Origin of the sequence: Guptibacillus hwajinpoensis, assembly GCF_005144865.1 — a bacterium.
Classification (GTDB): Bacteria; Bacillota; Bacilli; order Bacillales; family Guptibacillaceae; genus Guptibacillus; species Guptibacillus hwajinpoensis_A.
The window spans coordinates 638,796-658,601 of record NZ_SWFM01000001.1; the positions used below are offsets into that span (position 1 = coordinate 638,796).

General features: G+C 38.8%; 19 protein-coding genes. 6 read left to right on the forward strand and 13 right to left on the reverse strand.

Translation table 11 applies throughout. The features are described 5' to 3' along the window. Window positions 1-219: 219 nt before the first annotated feature. Entirely contained in the window at window positions 220-921 is a 702-nt protein-coding gene (locus FBF83_RS03175; RefSeq protein WP_136945674.1) for a YkyA family protein, read from the reverse strand. 514 nt (window positions 922-1,435) lie between these two features. Between FBF83_RS03175 and def the strand changes: the two genes are divergently transcribed. Further along, window positions 1,436-1,978, forward strand: coding sequence for a peptide deformylase (gene def, locus FBF83_RS03180; protein ID WP_136945675.1), 543 nt, complete (start codon window positions 1,436-1,438; stop codon window positions 1,976-1,978). A 46-nt stretch (window positions 1,979-2,024) separates the two neighbouring features. On the opposite strand, the gene FBF83_RS03185 is transcribed toward def, so the two are convergent. Together FBF83_RS03185 and FBF83_RS03190 are read right to left on the reverse strand one after the other, a co-directional pair. Then, window positions 2,025-2,801, reverse strand: a complete 777-nt coding sequence (locus FBF83_RS03185; RefSeq protein ID WP_136945676.1) for a Cof-type HAD-IIB family hydrolase — start codon at window positions 2,799-2,801, stop codon at window positions 2,025-2,027. A gap of 39 nt (window positions 2,802-2,840) precedes the next feature. Then, window positions 2,841-3,746, reverse strand: coding sequence for a DMT family transporter (locus FBF83_RS03190; RefSeq protein ID WP_136945677.1), 906 nt, complete (start codon window positions 3,744-3,746; stop codon window positions 2,841-2,843). 366 nt (window positions 3,747-4,112) lie between these two features. Between FBF83_RS03190 and FBF83_RS03195 the strand changes: the two genes are divergently transcribed. Together FBF83_RS03195 and rnjA are read left to right on the forward strand one after the other, a co-directional pair. Beyond that, window positions 4,113-4,322 carry a DNA-dependent RNA polymerase subunit epsilon gene (locus FBF83_RS03195; RefSeq protein ID WP_048309974.1) on the forward strand — a complete coding sequence of 70 codons (210 nt, stop codon included), beginning with the start codon at window positions 4,113-4,115 and terminating at the stop codon, window positions 4,320-4,322. A 3-nt stretch (window positions 4,323-4,325) separates the two neighbouring features. Further along, entirely contained in the window at window positions 4,326-5,993 is a 1,668-nt protein-coding gene (gene rnjA, locus FBF83_RS03200; RefSeq protein ID WP_136945678.1) for a ribonuclease J1, read from the forward strand. Between the two features lie 57 nt (window positions 5,994-6,050). Here the strand turns inward: rnjA and FBF83_RS03205 are convergent, their stop codons facing one another. The 6 genes from FBF83_RS03205 to FBF83_RS03230 all read right to left on the reverse strand — a co-directional run bounded on the left by FBF83_RS03205 (window position 6,051) and on the right by FBF83_RS03230 (window position 14,125). Continuing rightward, window positions 6,051-6,716 carry a potassium channel family protein gene (locus tag FBF83_RS03205; protein ID WP_048309976.1) on the reverse strand — a complete coding sequence of 222 codons (666 nt, stop codon included), beginning with the start codon at window positions 6,714-6,716 and terminating at the stop codon, window positions 6,051-6,053. A 105-nt stretch (window positions 6,717-6,821) separates the two neighbouring features. Continuing rightward, window positions 6,822-7,838, reverse strand: a complete 1,017-nt coding sequence (locus tag FBF83_RS03210) for a cytochrome d ubiquinol oxidase subunit II (RefSeq protein WP_136945679.1) — start codon at window positions 7,836-7,838, stop codon at window positions 6,822-6,824. A 29-nt stretch (window positions 7,839-7,867) separates the two neighbouring features. Next, the gene (locus FBF83_RS03215) at window positions 7,868-9,202 is read right to left on the reverse strand and encodes a cytochrome ubiquinol oxidase subunit I (RefSeq protein WP_169525234.1); all 1,335 of its coding nucleotides are present in this window, start codon (window positions 9,200-9,202) and stop codon (window positions 7,868-7,870) included. A 577-nt stretch (window positions 9,203-9,779) separates the two neighbouring features. Continuing rightward, entirely contained in the window at window positions 9,780-11,582 is a 1,803-nt protein-coding gene (locus FBF83_RS03220) for an ABC transporter ATP-binding protein (protein WP_240687957.1), read from the reverse strand. A 14-nt stretch (window positions 11,583-11,596) separates the two neighbouring features. Continuing rightward, window positions 11,597-13,351, reverse strand: a complete 1,755-nt coding sequence (locus FBF83_RS03225) for an ABC transporter ATP-binding protein (RefSeq protein WP_136945681.1) — start codon at window positions 13,349-13,351, stop codon at window positions 11,597-11,599. Window positions 13,352-13,579: 228 nt separating this feature from the next. Beyond that, window positions 13,580-14,125, reverse strand: coding sequence for a peroxiredoxin (locus FBF83_RS03230; protein ID WP_136945682.1), 546 nt, complete (start codon window positions 14,123-14,125; stop codon window positions 13,580-13,582). Between the two features lie 292 nt (window positions 14,126-14,417). Here FBF83_RS03230 and FBF83_RS03235 point away from each other — a divergent pair, with 292 nt between their 5' ends. Both FBF83_RS03235 and FBF83_RS03240 read left to right on the forward strand, forming a co-directional pair. After that, window positions 14,418-15,254, forward strand: a complete 837-nt coding sequence (locus FBF83_RS03235) for a mechanosensitive ion channel family protein (protein WP_136945683.1) — start codon at window positions 14,418-14,420, stop codon at window positions 15,252-15,254. Between the two features lie 63 nt (window positions 15,255-15,317). Continuing rightward, a complete protein-coding gene (locus FBF83_RS03240) occupies window positions 15,318-15,521 on the forward strand; it encodes a ChaB family protein (RefSeq protein ID WP_136945684.1) in 204 nt (67 codons plus the stop codon). Between the two features lie 42 nt (window positions 15,522-15,563). Here the strand turns inward: FBF83_RS03240 and FBF83_RS03245 are convergent, their stop codons facing one another. The 4 genes from FBF83_RS03245 to FBF83_RS03260 all read right to left on the reverse strand — a co-directional run bounded on the left by FBF83_RS03245 (window position 15,564) and on the right by FBF83_RS03260 (window position 18,931). Next, a complete protein-coding gene (locus FBF83_RS03245) occupies window positions 15,564-15,809 on the reverse strand; it encodes a YkuS family protein (protein WP_136945685.1) in 246 nt (81 codons plus the stop codon). 319 nt (window positions 15,810-16,128) lie between these two features. Then, entirely contained in the window at window positions 16,129-17,244 is a 1,116-nt protein-coding gene (locus FBF83_RS03250; RefSeq protein WP_136945686.1) for an N-acetyldiaminopimelate deacetylase, read from the reverse strand. A gap of 5 nt (window positions 17,245-17,249) precedes the next feature. Next, on the reverse strand, window positions 17,250-17,969 hold the full coding sequence (gene dapD, locus FBF83_RS03255; RefSeq protein WP_136945687.1) for a 2,3,4,5-tetrahydropyridine-2,6-dicarboxylate N-acetyltransferase: 720 nt from the start codon (window positions 17,967-17,969) through the stop codon (window positions 17,250-17,252). A 104-nt stretch (window positions 17,970-18,073) separates the two neighbouring features. Further along, window positions 18,074-18,931, reverse strand: a complete 858-nt coding sequence (locus tag FBF83_RS03260; RefSeq protein ID WP_136945688.1) for a LysR family transcriptional regulator — start codon at window positions 18,929-18,931, stop codon at window positions 18,074-18,076. Between the two features lie 131 nt (window positions 18,932-19,062). On the opposite strand from FBF83_RS03260, the gene FBF83_RS03265 reads away from it, so the two are divergent. Further along, a complete protein-coding gene (locus FBF83_RS03265) occupies window positions 19,063-19,803 on the forward strand; it encodes a sulfite exporter TauE/SafE family protein (RefSeq protein ID WP_169525151.1) in 741 nt (246 codons plus the stop codon). The last annotated feature ends 3 nt before the right edge of the window (window positions 19,804-19,806 follow it).

Sequence of the window (19,806 nt, forward strand, 5' to 3'; positions counted from 1 at the left end):
TGCTTCTCTTCATGAGTAAGTTCGTTTTTAAGTTTACAATACAGTAAGTTTCAAGTCAATTGATTGATTTCTTATTTACATATTACTTCACAAATATTATCTGTTACATTCTAACTAATGAAACTGTATTAGTGTAAATAACAGGAAAGACCAATAGCAATAATGTCTACGAAAAGCCTATGAAATAATAAAAAACCACTCAAATTGAGTGGTTTTTTATTATTCACCGTAGTTAACATCTAATTCAGCTGATTTATAAAAAGCTTTTTTAGCATCATTAAATTCCGATGTATACTTATTAAAGGCGTCTTTTTGTTCAGCAACTTTGCTGTACTGTTCGTTGATTGCTTTAATTTGATTTTGAAGTTGTTCTAAAGTAAGCTCTTTATCTTGAAGTGAGCTATACAACTCTTTATCTTCCTTTACACCAGCTTTATATTCACTATGTAACTTTTTATATGCATTATAGCGCTTATCCATTTTGTCGATTAGCGTATTTGCATCTTCCTTCACCTTACCTTCGAGGTCGTCTTCTAAGTCTTTAATTTCCTCGAATTCTTTATAAGCTTCATCTATGCTTTCTTTTTCTTTCTTTAAGTACTCAAGTCTTTTATCGGTGTATTCTTCAGCTTCTTTAGAAAGCTTCTCGATTTTATCAAACTCATCCATACTTAATGCCACAATTTCATTATAAATATCTTGTTCTTTCTTTTCTGCTTTAGCCAATGGCTTTTGCTGTTCTCTAAACTGATCTTCAAGAGCAACCGTCTCCTCCAGGTGGTCGTACATTTTTTCTTCTGTACTACTACCAAATTGACAACCGGCTAAACCAACCATGAGAAAACAGAAAAATAGAGAAATAATTCCTAAACGATATTTACGCAACAAAAGAAGTCCCCCCACATATCCAATTGATTCCAATAGAATTATACCTTGATTACTATACCATAATACAGAACCCAATAGAACAGTCCATTTTTCATATTATATTGAATTAATTCGCCTTCACAAAAACATCAATCTGACATATTCAAATAAATAAGGTGCTTAGAATCTTTATAAATGCCTCTTTTCTAAAGGCTCATTTCTCAAAGATTATTGCTTTCGAAAGAATTTTTGTATAAAGAATCAAGTTTGGCTGATTGGAGCGGAAGGATGCTCGACTCCTGCGGGACTAGCGGGACAGGTGAGACCCCACAGGGGCAATGCTTTTGTGCGCCGAGGAGGCTCAAGCGTCCCGCACCAAGGAAAGCGAGCATCCTGAAGCGGAGATCTATGGCAACACTCTTATAATCACAAGAGATTTTATGCCCCTTAATGATATGCTAAACTAGGGCTATTCAGGTTAGCTTATTACTTTATCCTTTATTCCTTAAATAAAGTTGAATATACTAATATGGTAGGAAGACCGTTTTGAATAGGAGTGAACCAGTACATGTTAACAATGAAAGATATTCGCAGAGAAGGCGATCCAATCTTAACTGAGCAGGCTAAGGAGATTGAGTTGCCTGCCACAGAAGAGGAGAAACAAATTCTTCGAGACATGCAGCAATTTCTAATTAATAGTCAGGATCCAGAAACTGCAATAAAATATGAGCTACGTTCAGGAATTGGTATTGCAGCACCACAAATTGGTGTTGGTAAACGAATGATTGCTGTTCATGTAACAGACCAAAAAGGAACATTATATAGCTATGGATTAATGAATCCCAAAATTATCAGTCATTCAGTTGAAAAAACCTTTCTAGATGGAGGAGAAGGCTGTCTATCGGTTGATCGTGAAGTACCAGGAGCCGTACCAAGGTTTGCAAGAATTACAGTGAAAGGCATAGACGCTGAGGGTGAAGCTGTAAAAGTTAGATTAAAGGGTCTACCATCAATCGTTGTTCAACATGAGATTGATCACCTTGACGGAATTATGTTTTATGATCGTATTAATAATGAAGAAGCAAGTGAATTATCTCCTCTCAATCGATAGTGTTCATATTGTAAAAAGGATCGCGCAGTTGCGCGATCCTTTTCTATTAAAGCAAGCCAACTTTCTCTAGCCCACTTCTAATTCCATTTTGATCAACCGGGTCTGTGATTACATCCGCTACCTGCTTCACTTCTTCGTATGCATTTCCCATCGCAATACCTGTTCCAGCGAACTTTAGCATTTCAATATCGTTCAACGCATCTCCAAAAGCGTACGTATTCTCACGTTTAAATCCAAGATGTTCAATCATAGCTTCGATTCCTCTTGCTTTCGAACCACCAGGAGGAATCACATCCATTGAAAAATCATGCCAGCGAATAAAATCAAGGTTGCCATAAGTGTCACGGTAATTAGGCTCTTCTTTACTTTCGCAGAATAACAAAGCTTGATATATTTCTCTTGAGTGGTAGTAAGAAGGATCATAACCAGGATAGTGCATTTTAAGATCATCCATACTTTTCATAATATGCGGATGCTGATCATGGTTGCTCATCATCGCTTCATGATCAAGGAAAACCATTGGATGACCATTCTCTTTAGCAGCTTCTTCTAACGATGTAATTTCTTCTTTGCTAAGAGGATTTGTAAGCACAACATTCTCCTTATGCTTTACATATTGCCCATTAAAACTAATAAATGTATCGATTCCAAGGTCTTCACGAAGATTTGCGAACATGAAAGGTGCTCTACCTGTTGCAATCGCTACATGAACTCCCTTTTCAGTAAGTTTTTGTAGTGATTCTCTTGTAGATGCTGGAATTCGTTTATCATGATCTAAAAGTGTTCCATCTATATCAAAGAATACAATTTTCTCATTGTTCATATCTCTCTTCACCTATCTTTATTTTATTATACTTCTTAATTAGGCAGATTTCCTATACGATTTCCGTTCAACCTTCGCTGGTCGACTAGACATGTAAACCCCAGCAAAAACGCAAATCAATCCTATAATCATTGGCATTGTAATGGTTTCATCTAAATAGACATTTCCCCAAATTAAGGCCGTAACAGGTACAAGGTATGTTACAAGCGTCGCAAATTCAGCGCTTCCCTTTTGGATCATATAGAAGAACAGCAAATATGCTATGCCGGAGCCAAGTACACCTAGACCAAATAGCGATATTAGAATATCACGTTGAAGTAGTAACGTAAACTGGCTGGCCCCTTCTCCCATTAAATACATAATCACGAATCCTCCAAGTGCTCCAACCGATAGTGTAACAAGTGCGAGAACATCTACAGGGACAACCTTAAGTTTCTTCTTCGTATATTGAGAAGCAAAACCATAGCAGGCTGTAGCAATCAACATAGGAACAATACCGCGCCAATCTTCTTCAAATAAGGTGGTTAAATCGAGATCAATCAGAAAGAGAATTCCAATAAAACCGACAATAACCCCTGACCATTGTTTCCTAAATAAAATTCGTCCAAAGAAAATAGCACCAAGAACTGTTGTAAAAAGCGGAGTTGTGGCATTCAATGTTGCAGCAAGACTGCTTGATATGCGTTCTTCACTTAAAGCAATCATTCCCCAGGGAATGAGAGCATTCATTACCCCTACAAATACAAGACTTCCCCACGGTAACTGTTTCTTTAATTCTTTAAACCTTCCTCTTACAAGAAGATAAATGAGGATTGCACTAGCACCAAGTAGACATCGATAGAATACAACTCCCCACGGGCCGACCACGGGTACAATTAATTTAATGAACATGAAAGACATGCCCCAAATTAAACTTAATGAAACTAGTGCTGCAAAAAGTCTCAAGCCTTCACTCCTTTACACAATCATCTTCATATATTTTACAAGAAATGAAAACTCCTGTCTCTCGGTACACCTTCCCATCTTTTCCCAAACTAATTCAATGAGTACTGATAAATAATAACAATAGCCAATAAAATAGAAAGGATGAGAATCATGTATCGAAAAATGAAGCGAAAGTTAAAGCAAACGTGGAGAAATATGCTATTTCCACAACCTAAACACTCCATTGAATAACGATTTTTTCATAAAAATTCATGCGAATTCTCCTATTTATCATGGAAATATCACTAGAAACATGAAAAAGAAACCAATTTCCTATATAATGAACGGAGATGCACACAAATTGTCTGAGTTAAGGAGAGATTAAGAATGATTTATAAAGTTTTTTATCAGGACACCAAAGAGGAGGTTCCTGTAAGAGAACGAACAAAGAGCCTGTACGTTGAGGCTAATTCTGAACGGGAAGTTCGTTACAAATTAAAGGAACGCAACCATAATATCGAATTTATTCAAACTGTAGAAGATGAGTTTCTAGAGTTTGAGCAAAAATCAGAGCACTTTGAATTGGAGAATGTATAGACTATGAAATTTGTTAAAAATCATCAAACAGCCGTTTTCGCATTAGGCGGACTCGGAGAAATCGGTAAAAACATGTACGGTATTCAATTTCAGGATGAAATTATCCTTGTGGACGCAGGGATCAAATTTCCTGAAGAAGAGTTATTAGGAATTGACTATGTTATTCCTGATTACTCTTACCTTGTAAAAAATCAAGACAAGATTAAAGGGTTATTCATTACCCACGGTCACGAAGACCATATAGGCGGCATCCCTTACTTGCTTCGTGAAATCAATGTACCTATCTATGGTGGGAAGCTAGCCCTAGGGTTTATTCGAAATAAACTTGAAGAGCATGGCCTTCTACGTGGTGCTTCGTTAAATGAAATTACAGAAGAAGACATTATTAAATTCAGAAAAACATCTGTCATGTTCTTTAGAACAACTCATAGTATTCCAGATTCTTACGGAGTTGTAGTAAAGACACCACCAGGTAACATCGTTCACACTGGTGACTTTAAGTTTGACTTTACTCCTGTTGGAGAACCAGCTAATTTAACAAAGATGGCAGAAATCGGTAAAGAAGGCGTTCTTGCTCTTCTTTCAGATAGTACGAATAGTGAAGTTCCTGGCTTCACCATGTCAGAACGACGTGTGGGTGAAACCATTCAGGACATCTTCAGAAAAGTTGATGGACGAGTTATTTTCGCAACATTTGCATCTAACATTCACCGTCTACAGCAAGTTGTTGAAGCAGCAGTAGAAAACGGCCGTAAAGTCGCTGTATTCGGACGTAGCATGGAAGCAAACATAACGATTGGTCAGGAGCTTGGTTATATTCGCGCTCCTAAGGATACATTTATCGACGCACACCAAATCAATCGTCTTCCTGAGAACAAAGTTACGATCCTTTGTACAGGTAGTCAGGGTGAACCGATGGCTGCACTTTCTAGAATTGCTAATGCAACACATCGTCAAATTCAGATCATCCCTGGAGATACGGTTGTATTCTCTTCTTCTCCTATCCCTGGTAACCAGGTTAGTGTTTCAAGAATTATCAACCAACTTTCTCGTGCTGGTGCAGACGTTATTCACCATAAGCTTAGCGATATTCACACTTCTGGACACGGTGGTCAGGATGAACAGAAACTTATGCTTCGTCTGATCAAACCTAAGTTCTTCATGCCGATCCACGGTGAGTACCGCATGCTTAAAATGCATACGAAACTCGCTCAAGATTGTGGCATTCCGCAAGACCACTCCTTTATCATGGATAATGGTGAAGTACTTGCACTTAGCGAAAACGAAGCATCCATTAGTGGTAAAATTCCATCCGGATCTGTTTATGTAGACGGTAAAGGAATTGGCGATATCGGAAATATCGTTCTACGCGATCGTAAAATCCTTTCTGAAGAAGGACTCGTTATCGTTGTTGTTTCCATTAACATGAAGGAGTTCAAAATTCTTTCTGGTCCAGATATTATCTCAAGAGGATTTGTCTATATGAGAGAATCTGGTGACCTTATTAATGACGCTCAAGAACTCTTATCAAAGCATTTAAACGGGGTAATGGAAAAACGAACAAGTCAGTGGTCAGAAATTAAAAACGAGATCACAGATACACTTGCACCTTTCTTATATGAAAAAACAAAGCGTCGTCCGATGATCTTACCGATCATTATGGAAATTTAATAAATCAAAAAAAACAGCCTGTCGAAATGACAGGCTGTTTTCTACGTTTAACTAATTTTAATCACGATTCAATAATTGGCGTTCCAAACGATTAATATCCTGATCAGACCCGATAACGATTAGAATATCACCTTTATAAATTTTCTGATCGGCTTGTGGTGATACAATAATTTCGTCACCATTTTTAATAGCTACGATATTCGCCCCATACTTAGCACGTATATCCAGTTCTATAATCGATTTATTATCCATTCTAGAGTTAGCAATAAGCTCGACGATACTATGCTCATCCGAAAGCTCTAAATAATCTAATACGCTATTTGAAACGATGTTGTGCGCAATTCTAACACCCATATCACGTTCCGGGTGTACAATTTTATCTGCACCAATTTTATTTAACACTTTTTCATGGTAATCATTCTGTGCTTTCACAGTAATTTTACTAACTCCTAGTTCCTTTAGAATTAGTGTTGTTAAAATACTTGATTGAATGTTATCTCCAATCGCAACAATAACATGATCAAAGTTTCGAATACCAAGATTCTTCAGGACACTTTCGTCTGTTGAGTCAGCGATTACAGCATGTGTTGCCACAGAAGAGAATTCATTAACTTTATCCTCATCCATATCAATCGCAAGAACTTCCATTCCCTGTTGACTTAATGATTTACATATACTGCCTCCAAAACGGCCGAGTCCAATTACAGCAAATTGCTTTTTCAACGTACACTCCTCCTACTTATCCAGAAAGAAACAGCACCGGCACGAAAGCCGGTGCACCATCCATTCTATCCTACCACTTTGATTAACAGTGTCAATACGTCTTCATTATGACTTATTACCCTTTACATATTCTGCATCGAAAAGGAATAACCTCATTAACAGAATAAGCGACGGAACTAGGAGGCAGAGGCCAGCAATAAAGGCTACAATAAGATAAACACCGGTAGTTTCATTCGTATACCCGGAGTAAATTGTAATGTAATCATATAAAATCCATGGTAAATGTGAAATACCGTATCCAAAGAAGGCGAAGAAAAACTGTAACATTACGAAAAGAAATGCCGTTCCATAACGCTTTTTATTAAATATAAAGTATGTTGCAATTAAAAAACAAAATAAGGAAGCAATAAAAAACCAAGCGTAGTCTAGTGTCTCTTCGAAATGAACTGGGTTATGCTGCTGAAGGGCAACAAAAACGAGTATACTCGACAGAATCGTTGGTACACTCCAGAAAAGCGCGTACTTTCTTAGCAACTCTAGCGCCGGCTCGTCATTCGCCCTGCTTGCATAGTACGTAAGGAAGGCTGCACTAATAAAGAGCACAGAAACAATCGCTAGTAGAACAACTGACCAGGAATAGAAGCTTGAAAATAGTTCACCTGCTAGAAATATCACCTCTCCGTTTACTTCCTCAATGAACCCTCCTTCAGATAACGTTAAGGCTGTTGAAAGAGATGCTGGTATTAATAACCCTGTTACACCATATAGAAACGTGTACACCCTACTTTTCTTCGCTCCATAATTACCAAAAGCATAGAACGATCCACGAATCGCTATAAGAACAATTGCTATGCTACCAGGTACGAGTAAAGCTGTACCATAATAATATGCTGTATCAGGGAAAAAACCGACTAGTCCAACAAAAAAGAATACAAAAAATACGTTCGTTACTTCCCAAACCGGTGATAAGTAACGACTAATAATTTTATTAATAATGTGCTCACGTCCAGTGAGCTCCCCGTAGTAAGCAAAGAAACCTGCTCCAAAATCGATGGATGCTGTAATTAAATACCCGTAAAGGAAAACCCAAAGTACCGTTATACCTACTAATTGAATGTCCATAACTTCACACCTCTCGATCTGACCTCATCTTATTTCGTTCGGGTAATTTCCTCTAGCTCGTTCTCAGCTGGATTTGTTTTAAACATTTTGCGTAGAACAGTTACACAGAGTGTACCTAACACAATATATAGCAGTAAGAAAAGAATAAACATTAATCCAACGCTATCAGAGGTCGTTGCAGCATGTCCTGTTCTGAGTATATCCCACAAGATCCATGGCTGACGACCAACTTCAGAGAAAATCCAGCCAAATTCGATAGCAAGCACAGAAAGTGGTCCAGCAAGAACAATTAAGCGAAGAAGCCAATTATTTTCTACGTTAAATCGCTTTGTTCGAAGGGCAATCATGTAGAAAAACGTTAGTGCTGCCAGGAACATTCCTATACCTACCATTCCATCAAAAAGGTAGTGAATAAATAGTGGCGGAATTTCGTCTTCAGAAACTTGATCAAGACCCATCACCTCTGAATTAGGATTACCATGTGCAAGAATACTTAAGAAATTAGGTAGAACAAGACCATACTTAACTTCTTCAGTTTCCCGATCTAGAAATCCTCCAACTACAAGGTCAGCATTTTCCTTCGTTTCAAAATGCCACTCTGCAGCTGCTAATTTCTCAGGCTGATATTCTGCGAGAAACTTACCAGAGAAGTCTCCGATAACTGCTGTACCAATGGCAAAAATAAATCCTGCGGTCATTGTAAGTTTCAAAGCTTTTTTATAATAGATGCTCCTCTTACCTTTAAGCATACTAAATGCCGTAATCGCGGCAAGGACCATAGCAGACGTTAAGTAAGCAGACATAACAACATGACCTACTTTTGTAGGTGTAGCTGGGTTGAACATGGCTACGAGAGGCTCGATATCTGTCAGAACACCACCGACCATTGTAAAACCTTGTGGAGCATTCATAAATGCGTTCACTGTTGAAATAAACACTGCTGAAAGTGTTGACCCGATAATAACAGGTATTGAAATGATCCAATGATAAATAGGCTTCTTAAACCGATCCCAAGTATAAAGATAGATTCCTAGAAAGATTGCTTCAAAGAAGAAAGCAAATGTTTCAAGGAATAACGGTAAACTAATAACCTGTCCTGCAAGCTGCATGAAATTCGGCCATAATAGCGATAATTGAAGACCTATTGCTGTCCCAGTTACTACGCCAACAGCCACGGTTACTACAAATCCCCTCGTCCATCGACGAGCAAGTAATGTATAGTAAGGATCATTTCTTTTAATGCCGATAAATTCCGCCAAGCTAATTAATAATGGAACACCAACACCAAGTGTTGCAAATATAATATGAAATCCGAGCGTTAAGCTTGTTAACATACGACTTAGCATCGCTGAATCCAATTCCAACTCGTCCATCCCCTTTTAATCCGTTTTCTAGTTATCTCTTATTCTGTTTCCCTCATTATTATCAATAGAAACGATTGAAATATTATGCTTGTTAATAACCTTATTATGACCTATCTCTAACTTTGTGACAAGTATCACAAAGTATATAATTTAGACTCTTTTCTTGAAGATTTTTGTTTTTGAAAGCCTCTTTTCTTAGACAATGTTGCTATAGCGTGTTAATTTCCGCTGCAGGATGCTCGCTTTCCGCGGGGCGGGCGGTGAGCCTCCTCGTCGCTGACGCTCCTGCGGGGTCTCACCTGTCCCGCTAGTCCCGCAGGAGTCGAGCATCCTTCCGCTCAAATTAGCGAAGTGTGGCTTTTTATATAAGAAATTCTTTCAAAAGCAACAATTTTTTAGAAAAGAGCCTATTAAAAAAGGATCGCGCAATGATTGCGCGATCCTTTTTTATTGGCCATGTTAGCTCATATTGCTCGATTTTCGGCTCATTCGAGTGAAACCTCAGTTTCACTCGAATGAGCCGAAAATCAACACTGTTTATTAACATAAGCAAAAAAAGAAGCCGCTACCGGCTTCTTTATCCTGCATCCATCATATTAAATTGAGATTTAACAAGTTCATAATACGTGCCACCACTACGCATTAATTCGCTATGATTACCTTGTTCTAATATTCGCCCATGATCTAACACGATAATATTATCTGCTTCACGAATTGTAGAAAGGCGGTGAGCAATCATAATAGCAGTTCTACCTTTTAACACTACGTTAAGAGCTTTTTGGATTTTCAACTCTGTTTCTGTGTCAATACTAGCGGTTGCTTCATCCAGAATAAGAATTCTTGGGTCAGCTAGAAGAGCGCGGGCAAAAGATAACAACTGACGTTCACCTACTGATAAAACATTGCCACGCTCTTCCACTTCCGTTTCATAACCATTGCTTAATCGTTTAATAAATTGATCAGCTCCAACAGCTTTAGCCGCTTCAATCACTTCCTCATTGGTTGCATCCGGTCGGCCGAAACGAATATTTTCCATGATTGTTCCTGAGAAAATGAATGTATCCTGGAGGACAACGCTAACCTTTTCTCTCAGGCTATCAAGTTTAACATCTTTTAGATCGTTTCCATCAATTCGTACGGTCCCCTTCGTAGGATCGTAGAAGCGACTGATTAAATTGGCGATTGTGGACTTCCCTGAACCTGTATGCCCAACAAGCGCAACCGTCTCCCCTGCTTTCATTCTAAGACTCATTTCATGAAGAGCTTTACGGCTTTCGTCATATGAGAATTCAACATTCTCAAACGTAATTTCGCCCTTCATTTCCTTAAGCTCAATTGCGTCTTTCTTCTCAGGTACGTTCGGTTGTTCATCTAGAAATTCAAAAATTCGTTCCGAGGAAGCCATTGCAACGAGCAGTTGGTTGTAAACTTGACCTAGACGTGAAATAGGTTCCCAAAACATACCAAGGTAGAAAGCAAATGTAACAAATACACCATAGTCCATTCCGTTTTGAATCAGATAGACACCAAACCAAATTAAGATTGCAGTACCAATCGCATTGGACATTTCAACGAAAGGTCTAAAGAATGCACTTTTTTGTGTTGCATCTTTCCAGCTAGCGTAATTCTCATGATTCACACCTTCAAAGAATTCCATGTTACCTTGCTCTTGCGTATAGGATTGCGTAACACGAATTCCTTGTATGCTCTCGTTTAAATGAGAATTAAGTTTAGCCTGTTTAATTCGAACTTGCTGCCATGATCGGCGAATTCTTTTTCTCAAGCTTGTTGATATAAAAAACATTAACGGCAAGATAATCATAATAGCTAGCGTAAGCTGAGGACTAAGTACAAACATGATGACAATGATTCCAAACAGAAGAACAATATCCATCAATAGATTAATAACACCACTTGTAAATAGCTCCTGCATGGAATTCACATCATTAATAATCCTTACTAGAATTGAGCCTGCGGATCGCTTATCAAAAAAACCATGTGACAGGCGTTGAATATGTTTAAAGAGCCCCTGTCTAATGTCATAGATAATATACTGGCCAAGCTGATTGGTCCATTTTATTCGATAGGTGTTAGCAACCCATGAAAGTAAGTATAGGGTAGCGATTCCGAAAATTAATTGAACTAACAGCGTTTGATTCTGATTTTTAATCGCATGATCAAATAGTAGTACACCAATAAAAATAGGAACTATCAACCTTACTGCTGTTGATAAAAGCATCGAGATAATCGCTTTTGGCAGCAAGTTCTTTTTATAAGGATCCATGTAACCAAGTAAACGCGTCATTTGCTTCCAATTAAATTGTTTTTCTATTGCTGTATCTTGCGAGTAATGGAACCTCGCTCTTCGATTTTGTTTCAACTCTTCACCCCATTTCAACCTGTTTGCCTTGCCATGATTTCCTCCCGATCCTGATATTGAATGTTATAGATGCTACGATAGTAGCCATCATCTTCAATAAGATCCCTATGTCTACCACGCTCGACAACTTTCCCTTCATTCAATACGAGAATTTCATCAGCGTGTTTTAATGAAGAAATCCTGTGCGCAATAATAAATGTCGTTCTTCCCTTCATCACTTCCTGAAATGCTTTCTGGATCTTCCCTTCAGTCTGCATATCGACCGCGCTTGTCGCATCATCGAGAATTAATATGCTTGGGTCAGTTAGAATCGCTCTTGCTATAGCAATCCTCTGCTTCTGCCCACCAGAAAGACCCATTCCACGTTCACCAAGAACTGTGTCATAGCCGTCAGGCATTTCCATAATAAAGTCATGAGCCTGCGCTCGTTTCGCAGCGTCCTGTATTGTTTCAAAGGATACGTCCGGATCACCATAAGCAATGTTATCTCGAATGGTGGATGAAAATAAGAACGTCTCCTGTAATACAACACCAATGTTTCTACGAAGAGATTTTACAGTGTATTCATTGATGCTTCGTCCATCAATAAGTACCTCTCCACTCGTAGGCTCATAAAAACGTGCAATTAATTGAGTAATAGTTGTTTTACCCGCGCCTGTGGCTCCAAGAAGACCAATCGTCGTTCCTTTCGGCGCCTCAAATGAAATATCTTTTAATGCTTCGTCATCCTCTGAAGCATATTTGTGTGTTACTTGTTTAAAGGAAACATGACCCTCCATACGTTCTACGTCTAGCGCACCTTCTCGATCATAAATATCTTCTGGTTCATCAAGTATTTCTAGCAATCGTTCACCAGACGCTTTAGATTGAGAAAACGTATTGATTACAAACCCAAGGTTCATAATTGGCCATATGATATACCAGACAAGACTAAAGAACGCCACGAGTTCACCAGGTTGTAGCTGGTTTTGAAAAACAAGATACCCTCCATAAGATAGAAGAAATACAACGCACAGATTGCCGATAAACTCCATCAATGGGAAGAATTTTGCCCATATGTATGAAGTTGTTAAGTAATTATCTCTGTAATCTGTATTGCTATCAACAAACTTATTAATCTCAAAATCCTCTCTCGATAAGGATTTCACCGTATTAATTCCGCTGATGTTTTCCTGTACTTTCGTATTCAGTCTTGCCATCGATTTCCGTATCCCTCTAAAAGCCGGGTGAACACGTTTATCGAACATATAAACTGCAACCCCAAGAAATGGAAGCATTCCTAGCGTTACAAAAGCAAGCGGAACAGAATAACTGAACATAACAACAAGGCTAAAGCTAACTAGTAGAATGAAGTTGATTACCTGAGCGAAACCGAATGAAAGGAAAAAACGAAACCCTTCCACATCCGCCGTCAACCTGGACATTAAATCTCCCGTCTTAGCATTATCGTAATAACGGAAAGGTAGGTATTGAAGCTTTTTGTAGAGTTCTTCCCTCAAACGATAGACTGCAGTAACACCGAATAAATCCCCGAGATACTGCTGAAAGAACGTCGCTACTCCCTTTACTAACATGATGCCGATAAATCCAAACGCAAGATACGGTACCCATTTGTACTCCTGTTTCAAAATGACATCATCAATTGTAAACTGTAAGAGCATCGGGTAAAGCACTGTGATTCCCGTAACAAAAACCAGTGAGAAAACTGACCAAAGGAAAAGCTTTTTGTATGGCCAATAGAATTCTTTCAACCTTTTAAATGTTTCCATCCTTGCACCACCCTCTGACAATAAAGAATTAAAATCAAGTGACAATATACATAATATATCGGATTTCGAAATAAATAACCACCTATTAGACCTAAAATTCGGAATTATTTAAATGAAATGCCGTCACTTCTTTGATTAAAATTTTTCTTCATCTTTATAACATATTTTTATTTTTGGAACTAAAAAAGCTCCAAGGAGGTTGTCCTCCTTGGAGCTTGGTTTGTTAATTTATTTAAGTGTTTCTTGACCTGGCTTCCAGTTAGCTGGGCAAAGTCCACCAGTTTGAAGTGCTTGTAATACACGTAGTGTTTCATCTACGTCACGGCCAATGTTATTGTGGTTAACAACAGAGTACTGAAGTTCACCTTCAGGGTTGATGATGAATAGTCCGCGAAGTGCAACACCTTCATCTTCAATAAATACGCCATATTCTTTAGAAACTTTATGATTTGTATCTGCAGCAAGTGCGTAGTTAAGGTCACCAAGACCATTTTCGTTACGATCAGTGTTGATCCATGCTAGGTGAGTATGGATTGTATCTGTTGATACACCAATTACTTCTGCATCAAGATCATCGAATTCTTCGAAACGATCGCTAAGTGCTGTAATTTCAGTTGGGCACACAAAAGTAAAGTCCATTGGATAGAAGAAAAGTACTGTCCATTTATCGTTTTTCATGTTTTCTTCAAGACTTACTTTACCGAATTCTTTGTTTGTCATAACTGCTTCCATTTCGAAGCGGGGTGCTTGTTTACCTACCATGCGTTCTACCATGTGTAAATCCCTCCTAGAAAATATCCTGCGGCTTTCGCCCACAAATGCCATTATAGTACATGAGTTATTTTTAGTCAATGTTAACTAATAATTAATTTAATCTAAGGAATAACCTTCGACTTCTCTATCGTACCCACGTTTATTGGCAAATAAACAGGGTAACTTAAGTATAACGAAAATCTTAATATTAGTCTTGTTTCATTACTTTACTTGAATTCTCACGACAATTTTCGATATACTTTGTCGTGTGTTAACTGTACATAAGTAAAGGATATTTGAAGGAGGAAGTTAATTGGAACTTTTTGAAAACATTGATTGGGCTGGTCTTCTAGTTGATACAGGTCTGATCTTATTGAAGCTAATTGCAATTCTTATTGTTTATGCGATCGTAAAAGCCATAGGAAATCGCTTTATTGAAAGAACCTTTGGAAAAGTATCAGAAAAGCAGAATATGAGTGAGGGAAGAGCGAATACGCTAATGAATTTAGCGAAAAGCATCTTTTCTTACGTACTGATATTTATGGCAGCAGCAATAATATTTGAAACGTTTGGATTTGATATTAAAGCTCTCATCGCCGGAGCCGGAATAATTGGGCTTGCTGTAGGATTTGGTGCTCAAGGTCTTGTAAGTGATGTCGTTACCGGGTTTTTCATTCTTCTTGAGAAACAAATGGATGTTGGAGACTATGTTACTGCAGGTGGATTTGGAGGCATCGTTGAAGAGGTAGGATTACGAACCACACACATTCGTTCATTCGACGGAACACTTAACTATGTACCAAACCGAGAAATTAGTGCATTAAGTAACCACTCAAGAGGAAACATGCGTGCGCTTGTTGATATCGGGATTTCATATGATGATAATATTGATGATGCTATTAAAGTGATTCAAGGTGTTTGTGATAACGTAGCAGCTACAAACGAAGCTGTTATCGAAGGTCCAGATGTACTTGGCGTACAAAACCTTGGATCGTCAGACGTTGTTCTACGCGTCCTTTGCAGAACTCAAAATATGGAACAGTGGGGCGTTGAGAGACAGTTACGTAAAGAAATTAAAGAAGCACTTGATGCAAACGGCATTGAAATTCCGTTCCCTCATCAAGTTTATGTAGAGAAGAAAGAACAGTAATCGTTTATAGAATGTACATCATGGGTAAGGTAATCACAGACCTTTCAAAGGAGAGTGATTACCTTGCCTTACAATTCTCGAAACGATCTACCAGATCAAGTGAAGAACAACTTGCCTCCTCACGCACAGGATATCTTTAAAGAAGCTTTTAATTCCGCATCTGAGCAGTATGATCAAGAAAAAACCGCATTTAAAGTAGCCTGGAGCGCGGTCGAGGAAAAGTATGAAAAGAACGACAATGGAAACTGGGTAAAGAAAGATAATTAAAAAATGAACCCCTCAATGAGGGGTTCATTTTTTTGTATCTTATTACTGGTAACGACTATCCACCTGCTGACAAACCTGATCAGCTGTCATTCCATCTGCGTTTATAACAGAACCTTGCGTCGATGCAGTTTGCATCCCCATTACATTTTGATCTTGTCCTGAAACAACACAGCAGTCACAGCCATTCGCATCACTTTCCTGTTTCAATGACACAACTTCATAACCCTTAGCCTGTAGCGCCTGTGCCACGTCAGAAAGCGTATCTTCAACAGCAATTCTCTTGTTCATACTCTTCACTCCTTTCAACTATGTATCTTGACCAACAAGATTATTTTCTCCACAAAAATGAAAAATATGTATACAATGGATAACGATCTCATTTATTTAAAAGGCTTTATTCGTATACATTGTTGCTATATGTGTGAGTTAATTTCCGCTCCAGCGGGGCCTCACCTGTCCCTCTATTCCCGCAGGAGTCGAGCATCCTTCTGCTCCAATCACTAAGTGTGTTTTTTTCAATAATTGTTTTAAAAGCAACAATTTTTTAGTAAAGAGCCATTTAAAATAGTAATAACCCCCTGAGCGTTTGCTCAGGGGGTTATTACCGTTAATTTGCAATACGATTAAAGTAATCTGTCAGCACTTGAAATGCGGTATCCATCGCAGCTTCATCTGGCATTAAAGAAGAAGAATGTAAACCAGAATCCGAGTTAACACCAAGCCAGAACATAAATCCTGGAATTTCTTTAAGGAAATAGCCAAAATCTTCGCCCGTCATTGCTTCTCGGCATTCAATTACAGAAACATCCGAAAGCTTATCAGCTTGCTCCATAAACTCTCCTACAAGGGTTGCGTCATTGTTAACCTGGAAGTAGTTTGACCCATAGTCAATTGATGCACTGCATTCAAAGGAAGCTTCAATCCCTTTAACGATGGCTTCAATGCGTTGCTTTACAAGAGTCATCGATTCCGCTGAGAGACTTCGCATTGTGCCTTCTACTCTTGCTGTTTCAGCAATAATGTTTTGTTTTGTACCGCCCTCAATTTTACCAACCGTCACGACAGCTGAATCAAGGGGGTCAATATTCCTCGCAATAATAGTTTGGAATTGTGTCACAAGGTGACTGGCTGCAACGACCATATCACGTGTATGGTGAGGGTAAGCCGCATGGCCACCCTTCCCTTTTAGATCAATGAATAGTTCAGACGTATTCGCAAACAGCAGTCCAGGTTTTGTTGCAATTGTACCAACTGGATACTCAGGTGCAATGTGAAGCGCAACAATTTGGTCTGGTTTCCACGCTTTAAACTCTTCACTTTCGAGCATAGGTAGAGCTCCACCAGGACCCTCTTCAGCAGGCTGAAAAATAAATAATAAGTTGTCCATCACTTCATGGGTTGAATAATACTCCAGAAGAGAAAGAGCAATTGTCATGTGAAAATCATGCCCACATGCGTGCATGTATCCTTCATGTTCTGACTGAAAAGTATATCCTGTCTCTTCTCCAATAGGAAGACCATCAATATCTGTTCTGTAACCAATCGTTTTGGTTGGGTTTTGTCCACAAACCTTAACTAGGATCCCAGTCTTCCAAGTCTTCACTTCAAGACGTTCTTGAGGAAGGTTTTCAATAAATTGAAGAAGATATCGCTGCGTCTTGAATTCCTTAAATCCGATCTCAGGAATCCTGTGTAAATCTCTTCGTACAGAAGTCTTATCCATCAGAATTAATCGTTTTGAAGCTGACGAAGCTCTTTTTTGATCTCTGTCTTAGAACGTGTTTGATCATCAATCTTCTTCAAAACACGTGCAGGTGTTCCAGCTACAAGTGTATATTCTGGAACGTCTTCTGTTACAATTGCTCCAGCTGCTACAACCGAACCTTTACCAACTTTTACACCTTCAAGAACAACAGCGTTAGCACCAACAACAACATCATCTTCAATGATAACTGGGCTTGCGGAAGGTGGCTCGATTACGCCTGCAAGAACAGAACCTGCACCGATGTGACAGTTTTTCCCTACAGTAGCACGTCCACCAAGGACAACGTTCATGTCGATCATTGTGCCTTCACCAACGACAGAACCGATATTAATCATCGCACCCATCATGATGACAGCATTATTGCCGATTTCAACCTGATCACGAATCACAGCACCCGGCTCAATGCGAGCTTGGATTCCTTTAAGGTCAAGCATAGGAATGGCTGAATTACGACGATCGTTTTCAACTACATAATCTTCAATCTGAGAAGCTTCAGATTCAAGTGCTTTCTTAATCTCTTTCCACTCACCAAAAAGAACACCAGTATTACCAGTAATGAAAGACTTCGTATTGCTACCAAAGTCAATCCCTTCAAGGTTCCCTTTAATATGTACTTTTACAGGAGTTGATTTCTCACTGTTTTGAATAAAGCTAATAATTTCGTTTGCATCCATCATTTTCATGGTGTATTTCCTCCTTTAATCATCATGCATGTGCTATTCTTTCGCATCAGCATGTTACTCATTTTATCGTACATGATCGAAATCGTGAAGTCTAATCTTAAAGGCTAGTCATTTAACAATTCCATAAATTTCTGTACTTGCTTAAGCTGCATCGCTGTGTCATTTGTTAATAACCATGTGTCTCTTTTCAGTGGAGCCCCTTCTCGGTCTGAAAGAGGAATGCGGAAAAACTCTTTATCATCCTCTGTAATGCTAATCGAAGGCAAGATAGCATAGCCTATACCATTTAATGCCATTTGCTTACAAGTTTCAATTTGATCGACCACAATCGTCTTTTTCGGTGGAGCAAAAGACTGAGTTTGCCACCAGGCCTGAATTTCTTGAAAGTAAGTCGAATCGCTTTTAAATTGAATAAAAGGCTTTTCAGTTTCCTGCAATTCATCAATGGACTTTATCTTAGTATCAACGAGGTATAGTTCATCTGACAGTAAGTACTGACTCCTTCCTCTCCAATCTGGTTTGCCCCGAATAATTCCTACATGTATATCATCTTCGTATAAGTATCGTAATATGTCACTGCTCCACCCTGTTACAAGTGATATTTTCACACTTGGATAATGCTCAACGAATTTCTTTAGGACTGCAGGAAGCCAATATTGGCCAATAATAGAGGCTACTGCAAGCTTTAGCGTTCCATGAACTTCAGAGCTAAGTGCCGTTAACGCTTCATACACCTTCTCTTCTCTACGCAATGTGTCATTTGCAAATGAAATAATCCGTTCGCCAGCCGGCGTAATCGTAAGACCTTTCTGAGACCTGAGAAAAATCGAAACACCCCATGCTTTCTCAATTGACTGAAGCCTCTGACTAAGTGCTGGTTGTGACACATACAATCGCTCAGCGGCTCTTCGCATATTTTTTTCTTCTGCCAGAATGGAAAGAACTTGATATTCTGAACTCATAAGCAATCACTCCCCCCTTTATCTACGGTTCCTCTATAAGTTATTCTTATCACAAATCATCATTATAATCTAATTTCGTTATGGTTGGAAGGATAATATACTGTAGGAAGAACCACAAAAGGGTGATGTTAATGGAGTGGTTATGGCTATTCGGAATTGGTGTTATTGCAACTTTCATAGGAACGTTATCTGGAAGCGGTGGTCTGATTAATGTTCCTGCTATGATGTTACTTGGTCTCCCTATTCATTCCATCATATCAGCGAACAAATTCTCAAACATGCTTAGTTCTTTTTCAAGCTTTTATGTATTGCTAAGACGAAAAGAATTGTCGATGACAGCAGCAATGAAGACGGGCCCAATTGCACTTGCCGGCGGTATACTAGGGGGATTATTCGCTTCTTCTCTCTCCCAACAAGCGCTTCAACTCTTCGCAGGCGGAATGCTCATTCTAGCACTTGGTTTATCATTTATAAGGAAGAAAGAATCCAACCATTTGTCTAGAAATGTTCCTACAAAAGCACTTCCTTTTGTTGGTGTAATCGGGTGGTATGATGGCACATTTGGACCAGGTCAAGCAACACTCCAAATGCATTTATTCCGTCAAGTTGGCATCTCCTACCTTACTTCAATTGGGTTAACAAGATTCAATACCTTTTTAAGTTGCACAGGAGCAGTTGTTGTCTATTTCTTCAGTGGACATTTAAATATGATGATTGCTATTCCACTTGCTGTAGGTTCAATTACGGGAGCTCAACTTTCGATAAGGATAGCCGACAAACTTACGCTAGGTCAAGTTAACTGGTTACTACGTTCAATGACGATCCTACTGATTTTACAGGTGTGTTATAACATTTTCACAAAACAATTCTAGGAG

Bases quoted from the DNA above. Each gene is read 5' to 3' on its own strand.
- FBF83_RS03185 (WP_136945676.1), bottom strand. From the start codon at position 2,801: ATGAACAATGAGAAAATTGTATTCTTTGATATAGATGGAACACTTTTA.
- FBF83_RS03225 (WP_136945681.1), bottom strand. From the start codon at position 13,351: ATGGAAACATTTAAAAGGTTGAAAGAATTCTATTGGCCATACAAAAAG.
- FBF83_RS03230 (WP_136945682.1), bottom strand. From the start codon at position 14,125: ATGGTAGAACGCATGGTAGGTAAACAAGCACCCCGCTTCGAAATGGAA.
- FBF83_RS03260 (WP_136945688.1), bottom strand. From the start codon at position 18,931: ATGAGTTCAGAATATCAAGTTCTTTCCATTCTGGCAGAAGAAAAAAAT.
- dapD (WP_136945687.1), bottom strand. From the start codon at position 17,969: ATGAAAATGATGGATGCAAACGAAATTATTAGCTTTATTCAAAACAGT.
- FBF83_RS03245 (WP_136945685.1), bottom strand. From the start codon at position 15,809: ATGAACAAGAGAATTGCTGTTGAAGATACGCTTTCTGACGTGGCACAG.
- FBF83_RS03210 (WP_136945679.1), bottom strand. From the start codon at position 7,838: ATGGACATTCAATTAGTAGGTATAACGGTACTTTGGGTTTTCCTTTAC.
- def (WP_136945675.1), top strand. From the start codon at position 1,436: ATGTTAACAATGAAAGATATTCGCAGAGAAGGCGATCCAATCTTAACT.
- rnjA (WP_136945678.1), top strand. From the start codon at position 4,326: ATGAAATTTGTTAAAAATCATCAAACAGCCGTTTTCGCATTAGGCGGA.
- FBF83_RS03265 (WP_169525151.1), top strand. From the start codon at position 19,063: ATGGAGTGGTTATGGCTATTCGGAATTGGTGTTATTGCAACTTTCATA.
- FBF83_RS03250 (WP_136945686.1), bottom strand. From the start codon at position 17,244: ATGGATAAGACTTCTGTACGAAGAGATTTACACAGGATTCCTGAGATC.
- FBF83_RS03195 (WP_048309974.1), top strand. From the start codon at position 4,113: ATGATTTATAAAGTTTTTTATCAGGACACCAAAGAGGAGGTTCCTGTA.